The following is a 25,351-nucleotide window of genomic DNA, read 5'->3' as shown; positions in this document are numbered from 1 at the left end:
CGGCTGCATTCCCACACAGAGCATGGGAACGATCAGATCTCAAGCCAACTCAATAGTCGAAGAACACCGTTTCCTTATCTGTGCCCTGCAAAACCACATTCCACTGATACACACCGCCTGCATCCGTCTTGGCAATCAACGTGCTGCGCCGCTCAGCAGGCACACACGCCAACAACGGGTCATCCGCGTTCAACGCCTCACCGTCAAAATAAATCCGCGTCAGCAAGTGCTTCACCAACCCACGCGCAAACACCAACACCACCAGATGCGGCGCCTGGGTCGTCCCCGCCAGCCCTGGCACGCTGCCCGGCTTGATGGTGGTAAAGCGAAAACGCCCTTCGGCATCCACCGGCACGCGGCCAAAGCCTTCGAAGTTGGGGTCGACGGCTTTGTCCTGTTCATCTTCCGGGTGGTCGTATTTGCCGGCGGCGTTGGCCTGCCAGACTTCGAGCATGGCGTCGTTGACGACATCACCGTTGCCATCCACCACTTGCCCGCTGATCGCCACGCGCTCGCCCAAGGTCGCAGGCACGGTCAGGTCTTCGCGGTTCAGCCAGGTCAGGCCGATGTGGTAATACGGCCCGACGGTGTGGGACGTGGTCGCATAGAGTGTCATCTCATTTCTCCATCGGCGTGGCGTCGCGGCCGCGCAGGACGATGTCCCAGCGGTAGCCGAGGGCATAGGAAGGAATGGTTTTTTCCAAGTCGAAGCTGGCGATCAGGCGCTGCTTGGCCGAGGTGTCCGGCACACAGTTGTAGATCGGGTCGTATTCCAACAGCGGGTCGCCGGGGAAGTACATCTGCGTGACCAGGCGGGTCAGCACGCTTGGGCCGAACAGCGAAAAATGGATATGCGCCGGGCGCCACGCATTGTGGTGGTTGCCCCACGGGTAGGCGCCGGGCTTGATGGTCTGGAACTGATACCCGCCATCGGCGTCGGTCACGGTGCGGCCGGTGCCGGTGAAGTTTGGGTCCAGCGGCGCGTCATGCAGGTCGCGCTTGTGGTTGTAGCGGCCGGCGGCGTTGGCCTGCCAGATCTCCACCAGAATGCCCGGCACCGGCAGGCCGTTTTCATCCAGCACGCGGCCGTGAATGATGATGCGTTCGCCCACAGGCTCGCCTTCATGCTGGGCGGTCAGGTCATTGTCCTGCTCATTGACGCGCTCGGCGCCGATGCTCGGGCCGGTGATTTCCGACAAGGAATGCGGCAGGAACACCAACGGCTGGGACGGCGAACGCAGGTTCGTCGACTGGTAGGCCGGGTGCAGGTAATCAGGTTGAGTGCCCGCTTGCGGGCGCCGATATCCGGGCTTGTCACTCATGGAGCAATCCTCTCTTATTAGATGCGTTCAATCGCCAGGGCCAAGCCTTGGCCGACGCCCACGCACATAGTCGCCAGGCCTTTGCGGCCGCCGGTTTTTTCCAGTTGGTGCAGTGCCGTCAATACCAGCCGTGCGCCGCTCATGCCCAGCGGATGGCCGAGGGCAATGGCGCCGCCGTTCGGGTTCACCTGCGGGGCGTCGTCGGCGATGCCCAGCTCACGCAGCACCGCCAGGCCTTGGCTGGCGAAGGCTTCATTGAGTTCGATGACATCAAAGTCGGTGACCGCCAGGCCGAGGCGTTCCACCAGTTTGCGCACCGCCGGCACCGGGCCGATGCCCATCACTCGCGGCGCGACACCGGCACTGGCCATACCCAGCACACGGGCGCGGGCGGTCAGGCCATGTTTCTTTACCGCGTCGGCGCTGGCCAGTATCAGTGCCGCCGCACCATCGTTCACGCCGGAAGCATTACCAGCAGTGACAGTCTTGTCCGGGCCATTCACTGGCTTGAGTTTAGCCAGAGCCTCCAGAGTGGTGTCGGCGCGCGGATGCTCATCCTGCTCGACCACGGTCTCGCCTTTTTTATGCGCGACGCGCACCGGCACAATTTCTTCGGCAAAGAACCCGGCGGCTTGCGCGGCGGCAGTCCGTTGCTGGCTGCGCAGCGCGAAGGCGTCTTGGTCGGCGCGGGACACGTTGTAGTCGTCGGCGACGTTATCGGCGGTCTGCGGCATGGCATCCACACCGTATTGGGCCTTCATCAACGGGTTGATAAAACGCCAGCCGATGGTGGTGTCTTCCAGCTTCATGTTGCGTGAAAACGCTGCGTCGGCCTTGCCCATCACAAACGGCGCACGGGACATCGACTCGACGCCACCGGCAATCGCCAGCTCCATTTCGCCGCTGGCGATAGCGCGGAAGGCGGTGCCGATGGCGTCCATGCCCGAGGCGCACAGACGGTTGAGGGTCACCCCGGGAATGCTTTGCGGCAGGCCCGCCAGCAACAGCGCCATCCGCGCGACGTTGCGGTTGTCTTCACCGGCCTGGTTGGCACAACCGAGGAACACTTCGTCGACGGCGCTCCAGTCAACCGACGGGTTACGTTCGATCAGCGCCTTGATCGGCAGTGCCGCCAAGTCATCGGCGCGCACCGTGGACAAACCACCGCCAAACCGGCCGATGGGCGTGCGGATGGCATCACAGATAAATACGTCACGCATCAGGCGTCTCCTGGCGCTTGGCCATGGGCGGCGGCGGTGCGGGCTTCGAGATCACGCAGGGCCGTCAGTTCGACGTCCGTCGGTTCGTCGGTGGTGCTTACGTGGTCTGCAAACCGAATTGCCCAACCGGTGGCCGCGACCACTTGCTCGCGCGTCACGCCAGGGTGCAGCGCAGTGACCACGAATTCATGGCTGCCCTCTTCCGGCTCCATGATGCACAGGTCGGTAATAATCCCTACGGGACCTGCGCCCGGCAGGCCCAAGCGTTTACGTGAATCGCCGCCTTCGCCATGGCCGACCGAGGTGATGAAGTCCAGTTTGTCGACAAACGAACGCGCCGACTGCTTAAGGATGATCAGCACGCTCTTGGCCGAGCCGGCAATCTCCGGCGCGCCGCCGGCACCCGGCAAGCGCACTTTGGGCTGATGGTAATCGCCAACCACGGTGGTGTTGATATTGCCGAACCGGTCGACCTGGGCCGCGCCGAGAAAGCCCACGTCGATGCGCCCGCCCTGCAGCCAATAGCGAAAAATCTCACCGGTCGGCACCACGGTGTCAGCGGTTTCCGCCAGCTCACCGTCGCCGATGGACAACGGCAGTACGCTGGGCTTGGCACCAATCGGGCCGGACTCGTAGATCAGCACCACATCGGGCGATGAGGTCAGGCGCGCCAAGTTGGCGGCCTTGGAGGGCAAGCCAATGCCGACGAAGCACACCGAGCCGTTCTTGAGGCGGCGCGCGGCGGCGACGGTCATCATTTCATTGGTCGAGTAAGCCATTACTTGGCCTCCTGCGCGGCGGCCAGCTTGGCCTGGAATTCACTGAAGTCGGCGGTGCCGTGGATGTATTCGTCGATCCAGGCGGTAAAAGTCCCACGGTCGCGGGCGATCGGGTCCCACGCCTGGTAGAAGCGGTTATCACGCTCGTTGTAGCCGTGGGCGTAGGACGGGTGTGCACCACCGGGTACATGGCACACCGCCGTCAGCGCCCAGGTCGGCAGCACGCAGCTGTTCATCGGTGCATTCAGGTCGTCGACGATTTCTTCGACAGTGACGATGCAGCGCTTGGCCGCCAACGCCGCTTCCTTCTGCACACCGAGAATGCCCCAGAGCAACACGTTGCCCTTGCGGTCGGCCTTCTGTGCGTGGATCACGGTGACGTCCGGGCGCACCGACGGCACTGCCGCCAGCACTTCGCCGGTGAATGGGCAGGTCACGGTCTTGATCAGCGGGTTGACCTTGGGCAGGTCGGAACCGGCGTAGGCGCGCAGCACGGCGAACGGCAGGCCCGATGCACCGGCAACGTAGGCATTCGCCAGGTCGGCGTGGCTGTGCTCTTCGATCTCCAACGGTTGCGGCCAGTGTTTTTCCACCGCATCACGCAGGCGATGCAAAGAGCCCACGCCGGGGTTGCCGCCCCAGGAGAAAATCAACTTGCGCGCGCAGCCGGCACCGATCAACTGGTCGTAGACCAGGTCGGGCGTCATACGCACCAGCGTCAGGTCTTTCTTGCCCTGACGAATGATTTCATGACCCGCTGCCGTAGGGATCAAATGGGTGAAGCCTTCCAGTGCGACGGTGTCGCCGTCATTCACGAATTGCTTCACCGCGTCACGCAGCGCAAGAATTTCAGCCATGGGGGTTGGGCTCCCGGTGTTGATCGAAAAAGGCGCTGAGGTGGCGCCGAAGTGCTTGAAGATTAAGCCGGGGCAATGGGTCGAACAATCCGATAATCGACTCAGTGTTCGATTATCGAACAGATTGTTGTCTAGCTAATCTTTTGTGCAAAACCGTCAACTCAACTGGGCACGGACAATGTGGGAGCTGGCTTGCCTGCGATTGCATCAACTCGATTTACCTGTTGGGCCGAGTCGTCTGCATCGCAGGCAAGCCAGCCCCCACATAGCCTCCTGGCTGCCACAAAATGGGGTCAGGCCTCAGGTCGCATCCGCATGGCTGACCATGCCTTTGATCAACACGGCTGCCGTGGCCAATGCGGCTGGAATCACCAGTGCAGTCAGCACTTGCTCGAAGTTCCAGCCCAGGCCCAGCAACGTCGCGCCCATCCACGCACCCAGGATCGCGCCGAAGCGGCCGATGCCGAGCATCCACGACACACCGGTAGCGCGGCCCTGGGTCGGGTAGAAGCGCGCGGCCAGGGACGGCATCGCCGATTGCGCGCCGTTGACGCACATGCCGGCCACCAACACCAAGGTCGCCAGTACCGTGATATTGCCCAGGCTCTGCCCTACGGCGTAGGCAAACACCCCGGCCAGCAGGTAAAACGTGCCGATGACTTTATGCGGATTGAAGCGGTCCATCGCCCAACCCACGCCGACCGCACTCAGCACACCGCCGAACTGGAACAACGCACCGATAAAAGCGGCCTGTTCCATGCTGGCGCCGCTGTCGCGCATCAGGGTCGGCAGCCAACTGGTCAGCAGGTACACAATCACCAGGCCCATGAAGTAGGTGAGCCACAGCAATAAGGTGCCGGCGCTGTAGGTACCGGAGAAGATCACCGCAAACACGTTGCGCGCCTTGACGGTTTTTTGCTCGGGCACGCTGAAGCTGGTGGCTTGGGCGACGAGGTTGGGCTCGATGGGTGACAAGGTCTTGCGCACTTTGTCGGTGCCGCGGTTGCGCACCACCAGGTAACGCGCCGACTCCGGCAGCCACACCAACAGCACCACCGTCAGGATCAACGGCAGGATGCCACCGATCAGCAGCAGGCTGTGCCAGCCGAACGCCGGGATCAGCTTGGCGGAAATGAACCCGCCACCGGCCATGCCCAGGTTGAAACCGCAGAACATGCTGGTCACCAGCAACGATTTGTGGCGCTCAGGGGTGTATTCGGACAGCAGCGTGGTGGCATTCGGCATGCCCGCGCCCAGGCCCAGCCCCGTGAGAAAGCGCAATACCAGCAACTGGTCGACGTTAGTGCTGTAGGCCGAGGCCAGGCTGAACGCGCCAAAGACCAACACTGCACTCACCAACACCACTTTGCGCCCGAAGCGGTCAGCCAGCGGTCCGGAACCCAGCGCGCCGAACACCATGCCGATCAACGCGGCACTCATCACCGGGCCGAGACTGGCGCGGTCAATGCCCCAATCCTGGGACAGCGCGGGGGCGATAAAGCCCATGGCCGCGGTGTCGAGGCCGTCGAGGAAGACGATGAGGAAACACAGGATCACCACGCGCCACTGATAACGCGACAGTGGCTGGGCATTGATAAAGGACTGCACGTCCAGGTTGGTACCGACAGAGGGTTGATTCATTATTTTTATTTCCACACCGATGGCGGGCTGACGACCTGAGGTCGTCATTACTTATTATTGGGCGGCGCTAACAGCGCTGCCGCACATTAATAAGCCAGGGGAATCACCGTCAATTGATCAAGCCGGGATCTGTGCGGTCACCGAACACTTAGGCAAACAGCTGCGCACTCAACTCGCGGCTGGCGCTGAGCATGCTCGGCAGGAAACGTTGCTCAAGCTCACTGCGACTGACCCTCCCCGCGTGGGTACTGACATTCAGCGCGGCCAACACCTGGCCGGACGCGTCGTACACCGGCACGGCGATGGAGCGCAGGCCCTGCTCCAGTTCCTGGTCGACGATGCACCAACCTTGCTGACGCACTTGTTGCAGGCATTCGAACAAGGCTTCGGGGGTGGTCAGGGTGCGGCTGGTCTTGGTTTGCAGGTCAGCGTGATCGAGGTAGTCCTGCAGCGAGGCATCGTCCAACGCCGCGAGCAGGATACGGCCCATCGACGTGCAATACGCCGGCAAGCGCCCGCCCACCGACAGGTCCACGGAAATCAGGCGCTGGGTGGTGGCGGAACGGGCGATATAGAGAATGTCGTCGCCTTCCAGGGTCGCCATGTTGCAGGCTTCGTGCAGTTGTTCGCTCATGCGGTCCAGGTACGGCTGGGCTGAGACCGCCAAGGGCGTGGAGGATAGATAGGCATGGCCCAAGGTCAGGACTTTGGGCAACAGCGAGTACGTACGCCCATCGGTGGTGGCGTAACCGAGCTTGATCAAGGTGTGCAGGCAACGGCGCACGGCGGCGCGGGGGATTTCGGTGCGGTGGCTGATTTGGGCGATGGTCAGGTGGCGCTTGCGCTCCTGAAAGGCCTGCACCACGGCCAGGCCACGGGCCAGGGAGGTCATGAAGTCCGGATCACCGGTAAACGCCTGGATGCGCTTGGCCGGGGAAGCCACGATCGGCGGCGCCACTGACGCGAAGGAGTTGCGCAATTGATCGTTCATTTCAGGGTCCTTTCTCTTATTTTCAACCGCTGGGAGGGTTGGCCGCTATTACAAGCCGCGCAGACATTGATGTACAAGGCGGGGCCGGCAACATTGGGCGATTATCGGACGATCATTCGATTATCGCAATTTGCGCGACACGTCACGTTTTCACCCGCGCCGTAGGATTTATCAAGTTGGAGTAATCATGCTGACATTTAGAAGAGTACAGATTTTAAAACGCTGACGTTTCCAAAGACTGACGCCTGCATGTAACAAAAGCCTCACTCGGCGTTGACGCTTTTTAACTTCACGGTGATAGTGTTATTCAAATGCGCCGCTATAATGCAGCGTGTGCAGAGGTCAGCCCGGTACCACAATCGGGATTAGAGCTCGCCAGACGTTGCGGGCTGTATGCAGCGTCGGTCACAAGTAGTCGCTAAAAGTTTTGCCCTCCGGCCCCTCTTTCAAACTTGGACGGCTGCACTGTTCAATGTGAAATAACCCGAGGACGGCTTTCAGGCATGACGCTGCACAATCTATAAACTCAACTCAATTAGGTAACACTGTGACGAAAGACGAACTGCGCGCGGAACTTGAGCGCCAGGAGCAACGTTACAAGGACGTTTACGGCGGGGAAGTCACCACCTACGCCGCCCAGCCTGAGCCTGAGCGCAAGCCATGGCGCAAGCGAGCCAGCTTGCTGGATCAGGCATTTGCCCAGGAAATCCAAAAGATTGAACAGGAACTCAAAACCGAAGAGCCATAAGCGCTTCGATTTGGGCTTCAAGGTTTTGCCACCACTGCTGGCGCATTGCCAGCGGTGGGCAGCCTGATTTTCGCCAGGCTCCTACCACCCCGAGCGAAATTTCGTACAAATGTTTCAAACGTCACATTTCGGTCAGAAAAAACCGTCTTTACGAGACCTCGCTTTATAAATCAAAGACTTGCCAAAGCCCCGAAAACCCTGGGATGCGTGCCTGTGCGCCATGATTTTTCAGTGAAGATTGTTACCGATGAGCAGCTAATGCATCGATTACTGAGGTTTTCTGGCATAATCGCGCCCCCTTACGAACGGGTCAGAAAACCTTCATGATCGATTTATTCAGCGGACTGGATGCTTGGGTTCTCGTGAGCCTGTTGCTCGCCCTCGCCTTTGTCCTCGCCTTCGAGTTCATCAATGGCTTTCATGACACCGCTAACGCGGTGGCCACAGTCATCTATACCAAAGCCATGCCGCCGCATCTGGCCGTGTTCTTCTCCGGGGTGTTCAACTTCCTCGGCGTGTTGCTCGGTGGTGTGGGTGTCGCCTACGCCATCGTGCATTTGCTGCCGGTGGAGTTGCTGATCAATGTGAACACCGGCCATGGCTTGGCAATGGTCTTCTCTTTATTGGCCGCGGCGATCACCTGGAACCTGGGTACCTGGTACTTCGGTATCCCCGCCTCCAGCTCGCACACCCTGATCGGATCGATCCTCGGCGTAGGCCTGGCCAACGCCCTGATCAACGATATTCCCCTGGCTGACGGTGTGAACTGGCAGAAAGCGATCGATATCGGCGCGTCCCTGGTGTTCTCGCCGATGGCCGGTTTCCTGGTCGCAGCCCTGGTGCTGCTCGGCCTGAAATGGTGGCGCCCGCTGTCGAAGATGCACAAGACCCCGGACCAGCGCCGCAAGGTCGACGACAAGAAACACCCGCCCTTCTGGAACCGCCTGGTCCTGGTGATTTCGGCGATGGCCGTGAGCTTCGTGCACGGCTCCAACGATGGCCAGAAAGGTATCGGCCTGATCATGCTGGTGTTGATCGGTATCGTGCCGGCGCAGTTCGTACTCGACCTGGGCAGCACCACCTACCAGATCGAGCGCACCCGTGACGCCACCGTGCACTTGAGCCAGTTCTACCAGCGCAACAACGCCACGCTTGGCGAGTTCCTGGCACTGGGTAAAAGTGTTAAGGATGACCTGCCGGGCAAGTTCCGGTGCAACCCGCAGCAGACGGAGCCAACCATCAGCGCGCTGATGGACACGTTGAAAGGGGTTTCCGACTACCACTCGTTGACCTCTGATCACCGTATTGAAGTGCGCCGCTACCTGCTGTGCCTGGACGACACTGCGAAGAAAGTCGGCAAGCTGCCGGGCCTGGATGCGCGTGAGAAGTCCGACCTGGACAAGCTGCGCAAAGACCTGACCGCCACTACCGAGTACGCGCCGTTCTGGGTGATCCTCGCGGTCGCACTGGCCTTGGGCCTGGGCACCATGGTGGGCTGGAAGCGCGTGGTGTTGACCATCGGTGAGAAGATCGGCAAGCAAGGGATGACGTATGCCCAGGGCATGTCGGCGCAGATCACCACGGCGTGCATGATCGGCCTGGCCAACATTTTCAGCCTGCCGGTTTCCACGACTCACGTGTTGTCTTCGGGTGTTGCCGGGACCATGGTTGCGAACAAAAGCGGCCTGCAAGGTGGCACGGTGAAGACCATTCTGATGGCTTGGGTATTGACCTTGCCGGCGACTGTGGGCCTGTCGGCCGGGTTGTTCTGGCTGGCTTCCAAGGCGTTGGGTAGCTGATAGGCTGCGGCTGAGAAAGAAGGCGCGATCTCTTTGGGGGTTGCGCCTTTTTTTATGGGCGGTTGATTGAGTACATATCCGTTATTTGGGTGATGGCTGATAAGGCTTCCCCTCTTACAGCGGCTTACTTTTGGCTGGGCCGGCATTCCGGTCTTTCCAAAAATGAGCTGCTGTAAGAGCGGAACCCTAAGCCGCCGTTACCGCAGCAACGGGTATGTACTCGCTAAAACAAAAAACGCAGCCCAAAAAAAGGGCGACCGAAGTCGCCCAAAATGCCTTGCGTGCTCATGTAACCCAGAAGAACTTACGGTTCTTTACGCTTATTAGCGTCCTTCCAGATAAAAATCCCAAATCCTACAAAAAACAGCACCATGAGGCTGACAGTCAACACTCCGGCAAACACCACATTATCGAAAAACATGACCGGCCTCCTGCTCGTGCCCTGTTGCGATAGGGCTAAGTTAACGGAGAAGGCCGAGTGGAAAATTGACGGGGATCAATGTCGCCCGCAACGGGGCGTAAAGAAGGGCAATAACTGACCTGCATCAACAGATTCAGGTCAGTTCATCGCTTTTTCGGCTTGTTTTTCGACTTTTTCTTAACCTTGCCCAGTGGCATCGCCTGTTCAAACGCCTGGCGAACTTCATTCAGGCGTTTGTCATTCAGGTCATGCACACGTTTGGCACGTTCGGCATTCAGGTCGACCAGCTTGTCGTCATCACTCATGGCTTGGCTTACGTAGTGGCGGGAATACCTCAATAATGCGGCCTCCCCCGCCCGACGGCAAATACCGGGATAAAAATCCCCAACGCGCCCCACCCATTGGCTTACTTATCGCGCTCAAACGTGATGATGGAACGCGTGATCCCCGGCCAGTTCGGCATTTGCCGCCAAGGCGTCAGCACTTCAAGCGTGTCGCCCTCGATGTGAAAGTCGCGACACTGCACCGTGCCGACCCAATCCGGGTTCCAGGCAGCATCGACTTGCGTGCACCATTGGTTCCCCTCAACCCGCTCAATACCGGTGTAGGCAACCAGGGTACTCAACAGCGCTGATTTTTCCGCGTCCGTAGAGCCCGCCTGCCTTCCCTCGCCGGTCAACACGAACGCCACCCGATGATCCGCCGTAAAAATAACCCGGCCGGCAGGACTGCTGCCCATCGCGGGGATTTTCTTACGGGTCTCCTGGGATTCGACCTGATAACCGATCAGCTTCCAGGCGCCGACCAGCGGTGATTCACTCGCTGCTGCGGCCCCGCAAAGGCCGACAGCCATGGCCAACCCGATCACATTTGCCTTCATAGGGTTTTTCATCGCTCTACCGTGTCAAAAAAAGACACAAAGCTTTGCGCACTAATGCCCGAGGGGATGTAAGAAATATCGACTAGCTTCGACAGCAGAATCAGAGGGCGACAAAAGGTAGGACATCGCCCAAAATCGAAACTTCCCCCCTTTTCTGTAGGCGCATTCAGTTGGCACTGCACAATGACCTTCCGCCGCTGCTGGCCCTGCGCGCTTTCGAAGCCGTGGCGCGGCACTTGAGTTTTATCAAGGCGGCGAACGAGTTGTCGGTCACCCAGAGCGCCCTCAGCCATCAGGTGCAAAAACTCGAACAGCATCTGGGCAAACCGCTGTTTATCCGACGCACCCGAGCGATTGATCTGACCGCCGATGGCCAACGTTACTACGCCGAAATCCGCCCCGCCCTCGACGCCATCGCCGCCGCCACCCGCGCCCAGAAAGTAGCACCCAGTACCACCGTGCTTCGCGTCGGCCTGCTGGCATCCTTTGCCACCCTGTGGCTGGCGCCGCGCCTGGCCGGGTTTCTCAACCGTTACCCGCACATCCAGGTGGAGTTGCTGCCGGCGATTCAGTTTGCCAACGTGGCCGCCGCCGAGGTCGACCTGGCCATCCGTTACGGCAAGGGTGATTGGCCCGATGTACAGGCCACGAAGCTGATGCCTGAGGTGATCTCGCCGGTGTGCAGCCCGGCGTTCAAGGCCAGCCAAGTGCACAACGGCGCATTATTGATGGCCACCTCGCACCGCCCGTTCGAGTGGACCGATTGGTCCGCGCATTATCAAGTCGACCTCGAGCGCCACCCCCGCGTGATGCTGCACGACTACAACATCGTGGTCGAAGCCGCCGTGGCCGGCCAGGGCATCGCCATGGGCCGCCACTGTTTGATCGAACGCAAGCTGCAGGACGGCAGCCTGGTGGAAGCCTTCGACTGGCCGCCCTATCACAGCGAAATCGCCTACTGGCTGATCGCCCCCCAAGGCCCCGCCAGCGATGCGGCCGAATGCTTCAGCCAGTGGTTGAAGGAAGCCTGCAGCGACGCATAAGTTTTTTAGATACGTCAGATGAGATCTATCCGTTTGTCGCCCATCGTCGCAACCAACATGCTGAAAACCTCTCAACCCTCGAGGATTCAACATGAGCGACTCCATCCGCCAACGCGTGCAAGCCCTTGGCCTGACGCTGCCTACGCCCAGCCAGCCGGCGGCCAATTACATCAATCATGTGATCAGCCAGAACCAACTGTTCATCTCCGGGCAAATTCCCATGGTCGAAGGCAAACCCGCCTACGTCGGGCGGTTAGGCGACACCCTCAGCGATGAAGAAGGCGCCCAGGCGGCGGAACTCGCGGCGCTGGGCCTGCTCGGGCAGTTAAGCGATGCAGTGGGTGATGACCTGTCGCGTGTGGTGCGCATTCTGCGCCTGGGTGTGTTCATTGCCAGCAGCGGCGACTTCCAGCACCAGAGCGTGGTCGCCAATGGCGCATCAAACCTGGTGGTCAACGCCCTCGGCGACAAAGGCCGACATGTGCGCACCGCCGTGGGTGTTTCCAGCCTGCCGGCCGGTGTGGCCGTGGAGGTTGATGCGATTTTCGAGTTGCAGCCGTGAGCCCGCTCGACGTCCAGCACCTGCGTGACGACACGCCCGGCTGCCAGTCGGGCATCGTGCACTTCAACCACGCCGGCGCCTCGCTGCCCAGCCAGGCCACGCTCAATGCGATCATCGACCAGTTGCAACGCGAAGCCCGCGACGGCCCGATGGAAGCCAGCGAGCATGGCGCCATCCTCGTCGAAAAAGCCCGGCGCGCAGCCGCGCAATTGCTCAATGCGCCAACCGCGTCCATAGCCTTTGCCAGCAGCGGCTCAACCGCCTGGAGCATGGCATTTCAGGCACTGGGCCCATGGCAACCGGGAGAGCGCATTCTGGTTGGTCGTCATGAATGGGGCGGCAACCTAGCGAGCATGCAACTGGCGGTGCAAGCGGGGGCGCGGATAGAAGTCATTCCCTGCGATGCAACCGGCGCAGCCTGCCCGGTGGCGTTGGCGTCGATGATCGATGCCAACGTCAAGCTGATCGACATGACTTGGCTGCCGGCCAACGGTGGGCTGATCAACCCCGCCCAGGCGATCGGCGAAGTGGCCCGGCGTCACGCCATCCCCTATTTCATCGACGCCGGCCAAGCCGTCGGCCAATTGCCGGTGGATGTGCAAGCGCTGCACTGTGATGTGCTCAAGTCGGCCGGGCGCAAACACCTGCGCGGGCCACGCGGCACCGCGTTGTTGTATGTGCGGCCGGAGTTTCTCCAGCGGCTGAATCCCGCCCAGCGCGACGTATTTTCGGCGCCATGGAGCGCCGAAGGCTACAACCTGCGCGACGACGCACGGCGCTTTGAAACCAGCGAAGTGTCGTTTGCCTTGTTGGCAGGCTTGGGCAATGCGTTGCAGGAGGTTAACCGACTGGGCGTGGCGCGGACGTGGGAAAGGGTCTTGCAGCTCAGCGAGGGAATCCGTGAAGCGTTGCGTCAGATTCCGGGAATTTCCCTGCATGATTTAGGCGCGAGTCACTCAGGGCTGATCGCCTTCAACCTTGAGGGTTGGGACGCCTTTGAACTCAAGCGGCGCCTGGGATTGCAGCGCATCAATATCGGCGCGAATGGCGTGGCGTATACGCCGTTGGACATGCAGGCGCGTGGCCTGAGCAGCATTGCACGGATTTCGGTGAGCCCGCTCAACACCGAGCGCGACATTGAAGTGCTGATCGCGGCGCTGCGCGAATTGCGCGATTAAACCTCGACGTCCACCCACAAACCCTGGCGCGGCGCATCTTCGATCAATGGCACCACCGGCACGGTGTTGTCGGCGTTGAGCACATCGCCGGGGATCGCCAAGTGTTCCTCAGGGTCTTCGTCGGCTTCACGCCGGCGTTTCTGCTGTTCCTGCTGGCGGCGTTGTTCTTCGCGCAACAAGAACGTCGACTGCTCGGCGTCGCCCTTCTTAAGGTCGATCGTGCTTTCATTCGAGCCTGGCTGTACTGGCACCACGGGCGGGATATCCGGCTTCTGGCGCACCGGATCAAGTTGCGATGTGACCGGCACAACACTCAAGGGCAGCATGGGTGGCAGCATGGGGTTTAGTCTCCTGTTCAGCAGACTGTCGGCTGCGAGGGTGGCGACTTGAGCACCAAGCCGCCAACTTGTGAACCAATCGTCATCTATAGGGCCAACCTAACACCCTTTTTCTTGCCGCTTGTAGCTTAAAGCTCGAAGCTGCACCTAATCCTTTTGGTCTGGAAGCCGTGTTCCGTTAGAATAGTCGGCTTTTTCACGGCGGGAGTCAGGCAGCATGGCGCAGCAGTATCAACCGGGGCAACGCTGGATTAGTGACAGCGAAGCAGAGCTGGGGTTAGGCACCGTTCTGGCACAGGACGGGCGCTTGTTGACCGTGCTCTATCCGGCCACTGGCGACACTCGTCAGTATGCGCTACGGAATGCGCCCCTCACTCGCGTGAGGTTTTCGCCGGGTGACAGCATCACCCATTTCGAAGGCTGGAAAATGACCGTACAGGAAGTCGACGACGTCGATGGCCTGCTGGTCTACCACGGCCTCAATGGGCAGAACGAGCAGGTCACCCTGCCGGAAACCCAACTGTCCAACTTCATCCAGTTCCGTCTGGCCAGCGACCGTCTGTTCGCCGGGCAGATCGACCCACTGGCCTGGTTCTCGCTGCGCTACCACACGTTGGAACACACCAGCCGTCAGTTGCAGTCCTCGCTGTGGGGCTTGGGTGGCGTACGTGCGCAACCGATTGCTCACCAACTGCACATCGCCCGTGAAGTCGCTGACCGTATCGCGCCACGGGTATTGCTGGCGGACGAAGTGGGCCTGGGCAAGACCATCGAAGCCGGCTTGGTGATCCATCGCCAGCTGCTGTCGGGCCGCGCCAGCCGCGTGCTGATCCTGGTCCCGGAAAACCTGCAGCACCAGTGGCTGGTGGAAATGCGCCGCCGCTTCAACCTGCAAGTTGCGCTGTTCGACGAAGAACGCTTCATCGAAAGCGATGCCACCAACCCGTTCGAAGACACCCAGCTCGCGCTGGTGGCCCTGGAGTGGCTGGTCGACGACGAGAAAGCCCAGGACGCGCTGTTCGCCGCCGGCTGGGACCTGTTGGTGGTCGACGAAGCGCACCACTTGGTCTGGCATGAAGAGAAAGCCAGCCCTGAGTATTCGCTGGTCGAGCAGTTGGCCGAGGTGATTCCCGGCGTGCTGTTGCTCACCGCCACCCCGGAACAACTGGGCCAGGACAGCCACTTCGCACGTCTGCGCCTGCTGGACCCGAACCGCTTCCACGACCTGCACGCCTTCCGCGCCGAGAGCGAGAACTATCGCCCTGTAGCCGAAGCCGTGCAGGAGCTGTTGGATAAAGGCCGCCTGTCGCCGACCGCACACAAGACCATCCAGGGTTTCCTCGGTGATGAAGGTGAAGCGCTGCTCACCGCCGTCAACGATGGCGACACCGAAGCCAGCGCGCGCCTGGTGCGTGAACTGCTCGACCGCCACGGCACCGGCCGCGTGCTGTTCCGTAACACCCGCGCCGCCGTGCAAGGTTTCCCGGAGCGTAAGCTGCACGCTTACCCGCTGCCGAACCCGGACGAATACCTCGAGTTGCCGCTGGGCGAACACGCCGAGCTGTACCCGGAAGTCAGCTTCCAGTCGCAGCCGGACGTTGAGGAAGAAAACCGCTGGTGGCGCTTCGACCCACGCGTCGAATGGCTGATCGACCAGCTGAAAATGCTCAAGCGCACCAAAGTGCTGGTGATCTGCGCCCATGCCGAAACTGCGATGGACCTGGAAGACGCCCTGCGCGTGCGTTCCGGCATCCCGGCCACGGTGTTCCACGAGGGCATGAACATCCTCGAGCGTGACCGCGCCGCCGCTTACTTCGCCGATGAAGAGTTTGGCGCCCAGGTGCTGATCTGCTCGGAAATCGGCAGTGAAGGCCGCAACTTCCAGTTCTCCCACCATTTGGTGCTGTTCGACCTGCCGTCCCACCCTGACCTGCTGGAACAGCGGATCGGGCGTCTGGACCGGATCGGCCAGAAACATGTGATCGAACTGCACGTGCCGTACCTGCAAACCAGCCCGCAAGAGCGCCTGTTCCAGTGGTACCACGAAGCGCTGAACGCGTTCCTCAACACCTGCCCGACCGGCAACGCCTTGCAGCATCAGTTCGGCCCACGCCTGCTGCCGCTGTTGGAAAACGCTGACGACAGCGAGTGGCAAGCCCTGATCGACGAAGCCCGTGCCGAGCGCGAGCGTCTGGAGCAGGAGCTGCACACCGGCCGCGACCGCTTGCTGGAGCTCAATTCCGGCGGCGCCGGTGAAGGCGATGCGCTGGTGGAAGACATCCTGGAGCAAGACGACCAGTTCGCCCTGCCGATCTACATGGAAACCCTGTTCGACGCCTTTGGCATCGACAGCGAAGACCATTCGGAAAACGCGCTGATCCTCAAGCCCAGCGAAAAAATGCTCGACGCCAGCTTCCCGCTGGGCGACGACGAAGGTGTGACCATCACCTACGACCGCAACCAGGCGCTGTCGCGCGAAGACATGCAGTTCATCACCTGGGAACACCCGATGGTGCAGGGCGGCATGGACCTGGTGCTGTCCGGCTCGATGGGCAACACCGCCGTGGCGCTGATCAAGAACAAGGCGCTCAAGCCAGGCACCGTGTTGCTCGAACTGCTTTACGTCAGTGAAGTGGTTGCACCGCGCTCGTTGCAACTGGGCCGCTACCTGCCACCGGCCGCGTTGCGCTGCCTGTTGGATGCCAATGGCAATGACCTGTCCGGGCGTGTGTCGTTTGAAACCCTGAACGACCAACTGGAAAGCGTGCCACGCGCCAGCGCCAACAAGTTCGTCCAGGCCCAGCGCGACCAACTCACGCCGCGCATCAATGCCGGCGAAGAGAAGATCACCCCGCGCCATGCCGAACGTGTGGCCGAGGCCAAGCGCCGTCTGGCGGCGGACACCGACGAAGAGCTGGCACGCCTGACCGCGTTGCAAGCGGTCAACCCGACCGTGCGCGACAGCGAGCTGGTTGCCCTGCGCCAACAGCGCGAGCAAGGGTTGGCCATGCTCGACAAGGCGGCGCTGCGACTGGAAGCGATTCGGGTGTTGGTGGCGGGCTAATCACTGCCCTGCCCTGCTAATAAAAAGGCCCGCGCAATGCGGGCCTTTTTTTGTTTGGCTTGCGGGCCTCATCGCGGGCAAGCCCGCTCCCACAGGGGAATGCATTTCCAAGCTGCAACTCAGTCACCTGTGGGAGCTGGCTTGCCTGCGATGGGCATAGGTATCTACACATCTTTTTATGGGTTGAATTCTTTGGTTGTCGCGGGGGCGCTGGGTACATATCCGTTATTTGGGTAACGGCTGCTATGGGTTCCGCTCTTACAGCGGGTCACTTTTGAAAGAGCGCAAAAGTAACCAAAACGCTCTTGCCCCACCACTCGGCACCTCGCCTAGGCTCGGTGTGCCCTCACGCAGGCTTTGGACCGTGGTTTAACGGGGCGCCTAAGATCAAGATCAAAAGCAAGAGCACGGCGGCCTAGTAGCCGACCTGAGTGGTTAGATCAAAAGCGAAGCCAAAGCGGCCTGACAGCCGACCTGATCTCTGAAACTGAACTCAATCTAATGTGGGAGCTGGCTTGCCTGCGATGGCATCAACTCGGTGTACTTGATGGACCGAGGTGTCTGCATCGCAGCGGTGCGGCGATCCGACAAGCCAGCTCCCACAGAAAAGCAGATCTGCTTCTGCTGTGCTTTTGCCCTGCTTTTGCTTCTACCACTCAGGTCGGCTACTAGGCCGCCGTGCTCTTGCTTTTGATCTTGATCTCAGGCGCCCCGTTAACCACGATGGCCGAACGCAGGCTTGAATCCGTGGGTAACCCGGCAGGACGCCGGGTTAGCCGCGATGGGCCAAGGATGGCCCATCGCGGCGGCCCACGGATTCAAGCCTTCGTTCTGGCATGCCGAGCCTAGGCGAGGCACCGAGTGGTGGGGCAAGAGCCCTTTTGGTTACTTTTGGCTGGGCCGGCATTCCGGGCTCTTTTCCAAAAGTGACCCGCTGTAAGAGCGGAACCAATAGCAGCCGTTACCGCAGCAACGGATATGTACCCATATCTACCTAACCCCGAGTTGCGTAGATACCTATGCTGCGATGGGGTCACCTCGGTCTCAAGCGGTAGCCGCAGCCGCTGGCACCTCCACCGCCCCCAACCCATCCTTCATCCGCTTGGCATCACGCACAAAACTGCGCGACGCCTGAAACAGAAACAACATGGTCAGGAACAGCGCCACCGGGATCAGGTACATGGCGTCATGCAACCCCACCGCTTTATACGCCTCAGTCATCTGCGCCGCGCCATCGGCATACATGGCCGAATGGGCAAAGTGATCAGACAGCCCGCCCACCACAATCGGCCCCATGCCACCGCCGAGCAAGTACAGCCCGGCAAAGAACAGCGCCATCGCCGTGGCGCGCAGGCGCGGTTCAACCACGTCTTGGATCGCCGTATACACGCAGGTGTAGAAGTTATAGGCAAACAGCCAGCCGACACTGAACAGCGCCACAAACACGCCAATCTCGACTCGCCCGGCATGCAATGCCCAAGCGGTGGTGACGGTGGAGATGATCAGGCTGCACGCCGCGAACAACAGCCGGCCATTGGCGACGCGCTGATGGATCTTGTCGGCAATCCAGCCGCCCAAGGTCAGGCCTACAAGACCGGTGATACCCACAATGACGCCAGTGGCGACGGCCGCATCCTGCAACGGCATCAGGAAGTAACGCTGCAACATCGGCACCAGGAACGAGTTACACGCATAGGTGGCGAAGTTGAAGCACAGCCCGGCCAGCACCAGCCACAGGAAGGTCGGCACCGCCAGCACGCGGCGGATCGGGCGGTCGACGCGCTCCTGGGAGACTTGCACGGTTTCCGCCGCGCCGCGCTTGGGTTCTTTGATATAGAACATGAACACCGCCAGGATCATCCCCGGCACGGCGGCGATGAAGAACGGCGCGCGCCAGCTGTCGAACGCCTTGACCATCCAACCGATGGTAAAGAACGCCAGCAACAGCCCCAACGGCAGCCCTAGCATGAAAATGCCCATGGCGCGGGCGCGGCGGTGGGCGGGAAACAGGTCGCCAATCAGCGAATTGGCGGCCGGCGCATAGCAGGCCTCGCCGATGCCGATGCCCATGCGCACCAGCAGGAAAGTCCAGAAACTGCCGACCATGCCGTTGATCGCTGTCAGCCCGCTCCAGGCAAACAGGCCCCAGCCCATCAGTTTGCTGCGCGAGCCGGTGTCGGCCATGCGCCCCAGCGGCAGGCCGGCGATGGCGTAAACGATGGTGAAGGCGGTGCCGATGATGCCGAGTTGGAAGTCGCTCAGGTGCCACTCCATGCGGATGGGTTCGATGATGATCGCGGGAATGGTGCGGTCGAAGAAGTTGAACAAGTTGGCGAGGAACAGCAGGAACAGAATGCGCCAGGCATTCGCCGCTTGGGTCGAGTTCTGCATGGGTCCGTCTCTTTTATTGTTATGAGAGCTGCGATGCCCGATGCATCCTGCCCGGTCTGTGCAACATAGTCAGGCAGGGGGCGGTTGTCTGTAATGATTCGTAAAGCTGATAGGGCATGATTTCACCCGGTATCACGGGACTTTGCCTACAAAAATATAAGTTCGCGCCCCCCTTCCCAACCGCCATGGCACGGATAGAATGGCGAGCCTTCCGTAACACCCCCAATCCTACTTTTCTTATCGATGACGCCCATGTCCGAAGCCAGTCCGTGTCTGAGTTGCGGTGCCTGCTGTTCACACTTTCGTGTGTCTTTCTTCTGGGGTGAGTGCGCCTCATCGGGGGGCACGGTGCCCGATGATTTGGTGGTGCAGATCAATCCCACGCGGGTGGCGATGATCGGTACCGACCAGAAACCCGCGCGTTGCTGCAGCCTTGAAGGTGAAGTCGGTAAGGGCACCCGTTGCACGATCTATGAGCAGCGCTCAAGCCCGTGTCGCGAGTTCGATGCGTCGTGGAGCCAGGGTGAACAGAACGTCGATTGCGATAAGGCACGCGCCGCCTTTGGCTTGCCGCCGCTGCCGGCACCTTTCGAGTTGGACCTGCCGATCAGCGCTTAGCATCAAACGCTATGGCAGGCATGCCAAAATCATCGAGAGCAAAGTGCCATTATTCCTGGCAAATCCCGCGAGGCTTCTATACTCGATGTCATAGGCCATTGCTGCAGGCAATGACGTACTGACTTTGACGGGACATGCTATGGAATGGCTAGGTATGCATTTTTTTACCGAGCTTCCAGATCACGGGCATTTATTACTCAATTGCAGTCATAACCCTTTTCTGGTGTTGCTGGCCTACCTGGTCGCGTGTGCGGCAGGGTTCGGTACGTTGGACATGGCCGAACGCGTCAGCCATGTCGAAGACCCTACCGCCCGGCGCCACTGGCGCTGGGTGGGCGCCGGTTGCCTGGCAGGCGGCATCTGGTCGACTCACTTCATCAGCATGCTGGCCTTCCAGGCGCCTATCGCCATTCATTACGAATTACTCATGACGTTTGCCTCGCTGGTGATCGCCCTGATTGCCTCGCTGTTTGCCATGCAAACCCTCAGTCATGCGCAGTTACGGTTCCATCAGTACCTGTTGGCATCGGTGTGGATGGGGCTCGGCATCGCCTTGATGCACTACGTCGGCATGTCGGCGATGCGCTCCCAGGCCCAGGTGTACTTCGATTCGGGGCTGTTCATGGCCTCGGTCGGCATTGCGATTGGCGCCAGCCTGGCGGCGTTATTGCTGTCGTGCTACCTGCGTAACGGCGCCGGCGTGTTCTATCAACTGCTCAAATACGGCGCCAGCCTGGTGCTGGGCGCCGGTATCCTGAGCATGCACTTCACCGGCATGGCCGCCATGCAGATGCTGGTGCCCAGCGGGGCTGACCTCGCATTGCCGCTGGACAACAACCCTATTCAGCTCGGCCTGTCCGTGGCGGTGATCACCCTGCTGGTGATCGGCAGCAGCGTCAGCGCCGCCTTGGCGGACAAAAAACTGCAGCACAAGGAGCGTGACCTGCGCCGGGTCAACGCCCTGCTCAGCGAACTCGACCAGGCCCGCGCATCACTGCAACAGGTGGCCCATTACGATGCGCTGACCAGCCTGCTTAACCCCCGGGGTTTTAACCAGATCTTTGCAGAGAAGGTCGCAGAAAAAACCACTTACAACGGCATGTTGGCGGTCATCTTCCTCGACATCGACCACTTCAAGCGCATTAATGACAGCCTCGGACATGACGCCGGTGACCTGTTACTCACCGTGCTGGCCGGGCATATCAAAAGCTCGGTGCGCAGCCATGACGACGTGGTCGCACGGTTTGGCGGTGATGAATTCTGCATCTTGATCAACATTCACCATCGCGACGAAGCGCGGCACATGGCGCAGCGCATCATGCAGAAAATGAAGGAGCCGGTTGAATTGGCGGGCCGGCGCATGGTGATGACCACCAGCATTGGTATCAGCCTGTTCCCCGACGATGGCCTGACCTGCGAAGAGCTGCTGAAGACCGCCGACCTGGCGCTTTACCAGTCCAAGGACGCCGGGCGCAACAGCCTGAACTTCTTCAGTTCCAACCTTAAAACCCGCGCCTTCATGGAACTGCAATTAGAAGAGGAATTGCGCGCGGCCCTGCGCGGGCGTAACGAATTGGTGCTGTTCTATCAGCCAATTTTTGACATGAAGCTAGGCAAGGTCACGCGCCTGGAAGCCCTGGTGCGCTGGCAGCATCCGCAACACGGCCTGCTGGCCCCCGAGCGGTTTATCAGCATCGCCGAAAGCAACAGCTTGATTGCCGATCTGGACCACTGGGTGTTACGCCAGGCCTGTCACGATTTGAGCCTGCTGTCCGACCGTGGCTACACCGAGCTGACCATGGCCGTGAACTGCTCGGCCCTGAACCTGGTTCGTGATGAGTTGGCGGATGAAATCGAAGCCGCCTTGCGCTTCGCCGGGATTGGCGCCAACCGCCTGGAACTGGAAGTCACCGAAAACGCGCTGATGGGCAATATCAGCAGCACCCTGGCGCTGTTGCGGCAAATCCGCGCCTTGGGTGTGTCGCTGGCCATTGATGATTTCGGCACCGGCTACTCATCGCTGGCTTACCTCAAGCGCCTGCCGCTCAATACCTTGAAGATCGACCGTTCATTTATCCAGGACATCCCCAAGTCCACCGCCGATATCGAGATCGTCCAGGCGATCATCGGCATGGCCCACACCCTGCACCTGCAGGTCGTCACCGAAGGCGTGGAAACCCAGGCGCAATTCGAACTGCTGCTCAAACATGGCTGTGATTTTGTTCAGGGCTACCTGCTAAGCCCGGCGGTGCCTTTCAGTGACATCGTCGGCGTGATCCAGGGCATGCAGATGCGCAACCCGCTCTACCCGTTCAGCGTGGAGGGCAACCGAGAGTCCCCTGCGCCGAAAGACCCCACCCCAGGCCGTATCGGGCCTACGTCTACCGTCAGGCCAATTCGCTGACGCCGAATCTTTGGCATTTCGCCATCACTTGGCTAAAGAACGCCGACGAACGGCCGATTCATCAGAGTCCGGCCCGGATTCCCCTTGAGAAATAAGGGTTAAACCCGACCATCCCGGACTCAGACGCACTGTAAAGTCGCGAACTCTCATTCAGTGATGGCTGCCTGATTTTTCCGGCCATCCGTCCAGGCACATGGCGCCCAATGACCTCCAAAAATAACTCTGCCACCGTGGTATCCGACGTGTTGCCCACAGCTCCTGCGGAAAAACCCTCAGGTTCAAAGTCATTGAGCAGCCCCCGCACGCTGGCTACCCAGCAGTACCTGTACTTCACCGAAACCAATACCGACCGCATCCTCGACAACCTCGACGGCCTGCGCGACATGGTGTTCCCGCGCCTGCCCCAGCAGGAAGGCGACGCCGATGCGCGCAGTGAGCAGGAATTCCCCTCGGTGTGCCTGATCGGCCTGGGCCGCTGCGGCTCCAACATTGCCTTGGACGTGGCGGAGTTGGTGTACAACGCGCGCAAGTTCTACCTGAACGAATTCAGTACCGAAGACAAGTCAGCCGATAAAGGCTACAGCCCGGCCCAGTGGCTTCGTAACAACCTGCGCCTGGGCGGCGGCAAGGCCACCAAGCCGGTGTTTCTGGTCGAGCCGCTGGTGATGCTGGGCGACCTGGACAAGGACATCGCCGGGCGCATCCGCTTCTCGCGCAAGGGCGAAAAAAGCGGCTTCCTGCGCGACTACAGCAAAATGAAGATCATGGACCTGTCGGAAGTGCATGCCGGCGGCGCCGGTAACGCGCCGATCCTCGGCCAGTACCTGGCCAAGATCATCCTCAACAAAGACACCCAACGTTTTTCCAGCCCCGACTGGAAGATGATCCACTCGTACCTGATCGACTCCTGCGGCATCAAGGCCAACCAGTCGCGCCTGTACTTCTCGATCTTCAGCGCCGGCGGCGGCACGGGTTCGGGCATGGCCTCCGAATTCGGGCTGGCCCAGCAGCACTCGTACATGAACAAGACGTTCGACACCAAGCCCGCCGACGAGCACGACAGCAAGAGCGGCCACGCGTTTGTCTTCGAGCCGATCTTCACCAGCGGCATCTGTGTGCTGCCGAATATCTCCGACCACCGCAGCGAAATGTCCGAGGCGCTGCACATCAACGCCGGGCGACTGCTGTGCAAATACCTGTCGGAAGAATGGGACTTTTCGTACAACTTCGACAATGAAGACAGCAGCGAGGCCAGCGTGAAAGGCCGCATCCGCCCGTGGAACGCGATGATGCTGATCTCCAACGACATCATGCGTTACGCCGAAGAGAGCGATGACGGCAATATCCAGAACATTGACGTTAATGCGATGGAAAAACACGCCAACCAATACATCTCCCAGCAGATTTTCAACATCCTCACGGCCCAGGCGGTAACCACCGACTACGACCAGAACTACTTCCGTCGCGCCGGCATCGACATCGGCGAAACCATCCGCCTGGATGCCAACGACCTGTTCATGAGCCTGGCGGGGCCGGTGGCGATTGCCTACGCCGAATCGGTGGTGCCGGAAACCCCGGCGCCGTCGAACGACAAGTTCAAGGTGTTCGATAAAGAGCCGCAGCGGCTGAACATTGATGACCTGTTTTTCCGCTCGATTGACCTGCCGCACTTCAACAAAGTCACCCAGGCGATCGAGGGCATCAGCCTGTTGCCGATTGAATCCAAGCGTTACAAGGCGTCGTTGGAGCAGTACAAGAACTCCGGGTACGACGCGGCGGCGCTGCATGACCTGCACTTCTTCAAGAACTGCTCGTCGGTGGTGTCGATTGTGTCGTTGCCCAAGGACTACAAGCTGTCCTACATGGACTTGAACCGGCTCAAGACTCACCTCAACAGCCTGTTCCCCAACACCACGCTCAAGCGTTACGCTCTGGTGATCGGCGCCTCGGCCAACTTGTCGCTGACCACGTTGATCGCCAAGAGCCCGTGCCTGTCGGACGACTTCCTCACGCTGATCGTGGCGTTTATCAAGCGCTGCTTTGCGCGTAATCCGTATCGGTTTGATGACACGCTGGACAACTCGATCCTGGATTTCATCATCCATGAAGACTTCGATGAAGGCCGTATCGATGAACTGCTCAATGAGTTTGAGAACCCGGCGAAGATTCTGGATACCAACTGGTATGCGATCAAACCGATGTACGAGAAGAAGTATCGGGAGTTGATCAACGACAAGGAGAAGTTCGTGTCGATCAACGATATTCGCTTGTCACGGGACTGTGTGAAGAAGGCGATCAAGTATTTGCGCGAGATCTATCGTCATCGGATTGGGAAAACCAAGGTTATTTCGTTGAATAACCATACCGGCAAGACTGCGTAGACCGCGGCGCGGCCATCGCAGGCAAGCCAGCTCCCACATTTGACCGCACTCCAACGGTGGAACCCGATCAAAAGTGGGAGCTGGCTTGCCTGCGATAGCTGTCTGCCAGACAAGGAAAATCCAGATCCCCGCCACACCCAGAAACAATTCCCCGAGCCTTCGGCCCCGCGCAAAACTGTTCCCGTGACGTGCACGTCACCCTCACCTGTGACCTTTCTCTACGGCAAGATGCCATCACCGCGTCAGCGGTTACTCAGCTACACACTTGCACCGGCGAAAATCACGCACCTTTTTAGGGCGCACGTTTCTTACACTGCCCTTTCCTGGATCAGAATCCACGGCGAAACCACCACCGCCCACAAGCTCGGATCACGCTCAACCAGGTCCAACGCCCGCGTCGCAGACACTTCGCCAAGGCTCCCCGCAGCCAGCCACGCAGCGACTTTCTCGCGGTTGTCCTCAGCCATTCCCTCGGCGGCTTCGATCAAATCCAGGCCAGCGTCGACCCACAATAGGGCACCCTTGGCAAAGAACGGCTCAAGCTCCTTCCAGGAAATTTCGGCGGTTTCACCGAGCAGCTTGGCATAGAGGGTGCTAGGTTCTTGCGTCATGGGAATTCACCTGAATAAAAAATCGGCGCAATCATAACGTCGTGCCTTTCGTAGCAAAAGCCAGGTAGAAAAACCCTGTTGCAAATGAGGCACCGAGAGAACG

The 25,351-nt window shown here is 60.1% G+C and carries 22 protein-coding genes; 9 read left to right on the top strand and 13 right to left on the bottom strand.

Going from position 1 to position 25,351, the window contains the following annotated elements; translation table 11 throughout:
* Positions 1-49: 49 nt before the first annotated feature.
* The 7 genes from pcaG to pcaR form a co-directional block, all read right to left on the bottom strand.
* Entirely contained in the window at positions 50-616 is a 567-nt protein-coding gene (pcaG, locus tag ACI77I_RS06365) for a protocatechuate 3,4-dioxygenase subunit alpha (RefSeq protein ID WP_094951567.1), read from the bottom strand.
* A 1-nt stretch (position 617) separates the two neighbouring features.
* Positions 618-1,322, bottom strand: coding sequence for a protocatechuate 3,4-dioxygenase subunit beta (pcaH, locus tag ACI77I_RS06360; protein ID WP_094951566.1), 705 nt, complete (start codon positions 1,320-1,322; stop codon positions 618-620).
* Positions 1,323-1,339: 17 nt separating this feature from the next.
* A complete protein-coding gene (pcaF, locus tag ACI77I_RS06355) occupies positions 1,340-2,545 on the bottom strand; it encodes a 3-oxoadipyl-CoA thiolase (RefSeq protein ID WP_263275088.1) in 1,206 nt (401 codons plus the stop codon).
* Positions 2,542-3,321, bottom strand: a complete 780-nt coding sequence (locus tag ACI77I_RS06350; RefSeq protein WP_094951564.1) for a CoA-transferase subunit beta — start codon at positions 3,319-3,321, stop codon at positions 2,542-2,544. The genes pcaF and ACI77I_RS06350 overlap by 4 nt, the downstream gene beginning before the upstream one ends.
* The gene (locus ACI77I_RS06345; RefSeq protein ID WP_094951563.1) at positions 3,321-4,178 is read right to left on the bottom strand and encodes a CoA transferase subunit A; all 858 of its coding nucleotides are present in this window, start codon (positions 4,176-4,178) and stop codon (positions 3,321-3,323) included. The genes ACI77I_RS06350 and ACI77I_RS06345 overlap by 1 nt, the downstream gene beginning before the upstream one ends.
* Before the next feature lie 300 nt (positions 4,179-4,478).
* A complete protein-coding gene (locus tag ACI77I_RS06340; RefSeq protein WP_094951562.1) occupies positions 4,479-5,819 on the bottom strand; it encodes an MFS transporter in 1,341 nt (446 codons plus the stop codon).
* 148 nt (positions 5,820-5,967) lie between these two features.
* The gene (gene pcaR, locus ACI77I_RS06335) at positions 5,968-6,810 is read right to left on the bottom strand and encodes a pca regulon transcriptional regulator PcaR (protein WP_025855315.1); all 843 of its coding nucleotides are present in this window, start codon (positions 6,808-6,810) and stop codon (positions 5,968-5,970) included.
* A 547-nt stretch (positions 6,811-7,357) separates the two neighbouring features.
* Between pcaR and ACI77I_RS06330 the strand changes: the two genes are divergently transcribed.
* A complete protein-coding gene (locus tag ACI77I_RS06330; RefSeq protein WP_003189295.1) occupies positions 7,358-7,558 on the top strand; it encodes a hypothetical protein in 201 nt (66 codons plus the stop codon).
* A gap of 323 nt (positions 7,559-7,881) precedes the next feature.
* Positions 7,882-9,357, top strand: a complete 1,476-nt coding sequence (locus tag ACI77I_RS06325; protein WP_094951561.1) for an inorganic phosphate transporter — start codon at positions 7,882-7,884, stop codon at positions 9,355-9,357.
* Positions 9,358-9,661: 304 nt separating this feature from the next.
* On the opposite strand, the gene ccoM is transcribed toward ACI77I_RS06325, so the two are convergent.
* The 3 genes from ccoM to ACI77I_RS06310 all read right to left on the bottom strand — a co-directional run bounded on the left by ccoM (position 9,662) and on the right by ACI77I_RS06310 (position 10,670).
* Positions 9,662-9,778, bottom strand: coding sequence for a cytochrome c oxidase subunit CcoM (gene ccoM, locus ACI77I_RS06320; RefSeq protein WP_017137226.1), 117 nt, complete (start codon positions 9,776-9,778; stop codon positions 9,662-9,664).
* 143 nt (positions 9,779-9,921) lie between these two features.
* Positions 9,922-10,083 (bottom strand): hypothetical protein, encoded by a 162-nt coding sequence (locus tag ACI77I_RS06315; protein WP_094951560.1) that lies wholly within the window; start codon positions 10,081-10,083, stop codon positions 9,922-9,924.
* A gap of 101 nt (positions 10,084-10,184) precedes the next feature.
* Positions 10,185-10,670: a lipocalin-like domain-containing protein gene (locus tag ACI77I_RS06310; protein ID WP_406997148.1), complete on the bottom strand. Its 486-nt coding sequence runs from the start codon at positions 10,668-10,670 to the stop codon at positions 10,185-10,187.
* Between the two features lie 158 nt (positions 10,671-10,828).
* On the opposite strand from ACI77I_RS06310, the gene ACI77I_RS06305 reads away from it, so the two are divergent.
* From ACI77I_RS06305 to ACI77I_RS06295, 3 genes are all read left to right on the top strand, one after another.
* Entirely contained in the window at positions 10,829-11,701 is an 873-nt protein-coding gene (locus ACI77I_RS06305; protein ID WP_406997147.1) for a LysR substrate-binding domain-containing protein, read from the top strand.
* A 91-nt stretch (positions 11,702-11,792) separates the two neighbouring features.
* Entirely contained in the window at positions 11,793-12,263 is a 471-nt protein-coding gene (locus ACI77I_RS06300) for a RidA family protein (RefSeq protein ID WP_242154816.1), read from the top strand.
* Positions 12,260-13,441 (top strand): aminotransferase class V-fold PLP-dependent enzyme, encoded by a 1,182-nt coding sequence (locus ACI77I_RS06295; protein ID WP_406997146.1) that lies wholly within the window; start codon positions 12,260-12,262, stop codon positions 13,439-13,441. The genes ACI77I_RS06300 and ACI77I_RS06295 overlap by 4 nt, the downstream gene beginning before the upstream one ends.
* On the opposite strand, the gene ACI77I_RS06290 is transcribed toward ACI77I_RS06295, so the two are convergent.
* The gene (locus tag ACI77I_RS06290) at positions 13,438-13,779 is read right to left on the bottom strand and encodes an aspartate-semialdehyde dehydrogenase (protein ID WP_242154814.1); all 342 of its coding nucleotides are present in this window, start codon (positions 13,777-13,779) and stop codon (positions 13,438-13,440) included. The two genes, ACI77I_RS06295 and ACI77I_RS06290, sit on opposite strands and share 4 nt — an antisense overlap.
* A 217-nt stretch (positions 13,780-13,996) precedes the next feature.
* Between ACI77I_RS06290 and rapA the strand changes: the two genes are divergently transcribed.
* The gene (gene rapA / locus ACI77I_RS06285; protein ID WP_094951554.1) at positions 13,997-16,843 is read left to right on the top strand and encodes an RNA polymerase-associated protein RapA; all 2,847 of its coding nucleotides are present in this window, start codon (positions 13,997-13,999) and stop codon (positions 16,841-16,843) included.
* Positions 16,844-17,887: 1,044 nt separating this feature from the next.
* On the opposite strand, the gene ACI77I_RS06280 is transcribed toward rapA, so the two are convergent.
* Complete coding sequence (locus tag ACI77I_RS06280; protein ID WP_406997145.1) at positions 17,888-19,234, bottom strand: spinster family MFS transporter; 1,347 nt, start codon at positions 19,232-19,234, stop codon at positions 17,888-17,890.
* Between the two features lie 252 nt (positions 19,235-19,486).
* Between ACI77I_RS06280 and ACI77I_RS06275 the strand changes: the two genes are divergently transcribed.
* From ACI77I_RS06275 to ACI77I_RS06265, 3 genes are all read left to right on the top strand, one after another.
* On the top strand, positions 19,487-19,852 hold the full coding sequence (locus ACI77I_RS06275) for a YkgJ family cysteine cluster protein (RefSeq protein ID WP_094952952.1): 366 nt from the start codon (positions 19,487-19,489) through the stop codon (positions 19,850-19,852).
* A 139-nt stretch (positions 19,853-19,991) separates the two neighbouring features.
* Positions 19,992-22,256 (top strand): putative bifunctional diguanylate cyclase/phosphodiesterase, encoded by a 2,265-nt coding sequence (locus ACI77I_RS06270; RefSeq protein ID WP_406997144.1) that lies wholly within the window; start codon positions 19,992-19,994, stop codon positions 22,254-22,256.
* A 203-nt stretch (positions 22,257-22,459) separates the two neighbouring features.
* On the top strand, positions 22,460-24,637 hold the full coding sequence (locus ACI77I_RS06265; RefSeq protein ID WP_242154811.1) for a hypothetical protein: 2,178 nt from the start codon (positions 22,460-22,462) through the stop codon (positions 24,635-24,637).
* Between the two features lie 308 nt (positions 24,638-24,945).
* Here the strand turns inward: ACI77I_RS06265 and ACI77I_RS06260 are convergent, their stop codons facing one another.
* The gene (locus tag ACI77I_RS06260) at positions 24,946-25,248 is read right to left on the bottom strand and encodes a DUF2288 domain-containing protein (RefSeq protein WP_003211652.1); all 303 of its coding nucleotides are present in this window, start codon (positions 25,246-25,248) and stop codon (positions 24,946-24,948) included.
* Between the last annotated feature and the right edge of the window lie 103 nt (positions 25,249-25,351).

Source organism: Pseudomonas sp. D47 (assembly GCF_045447305.1).
GTDB lineage: Bacteria > Pseudomonadota > Gammaproteobacteria > Pseudomonadales > Pseudomonadaceae > Aquipseudomonas.
This window is presented reverse-complemented; position numbering and strand designations above follow the sequence as displayed.